Origin of the sequence: Halalkalibacter lacteus (genome assembly GCF_036663595.1) — a bacterium.
GTDB classification, from domain to species: Bacteria; Bacillota; Bacilli; order Bacillales; family Bacillaceae_D; genus Halalkalibacter; species Halalkalibacter lacteus.
In genome coordinates this window covers 1-265 of sequence record NZ_JAWRVL010000253.1, presented here as the reverse complement: position 1 = coordinate 265, position 265 = coordinate 1, and the positions used below count along the sequence as shown (strand labels likewise).

At 57.0% G+C, this 265-nt stretch carries 1 protein-coding gene; it reads right to left on the bottom strand.

Annotated features, from left to right (window positions below; genetic code table 11):
• Positions 1–81 (bottom strand): hypothetical protein (locus SAZ04_RS23660; protein ID WP_431309054.1); only part of this gene is annotated, 81 nt, incomplete at its 3' end.
• Between the last annotated feature and the right edge of the window lie 184 nt (positions 82–265).

Below are 265 nucleotides of genomic sequence, written 5' to 3'. Positions count from 1 at the left end.
CCTGAGCCCGGCCTTGGACATCTTTTCAAGAGCCTGGTAAAGGGGTTCGTTGGAGTTGATAGCCGGAAGCGCAGAACGCATCACTTCACGCACGGGTGTCGCTCCACCATTCTTCTGTAGACCCCTAAGCATATCTGCCTCGCTCAGCACGCCCACAGTCTTGTTCGTGCCCCACTCAAGGACGGGAAAGTCGGATTGTGCAGTGGAAAGGGTGAGATCTACCGCCCTAGAGAGCGATTCGTTCGCTTTCAGCGCCTGCGGAGTC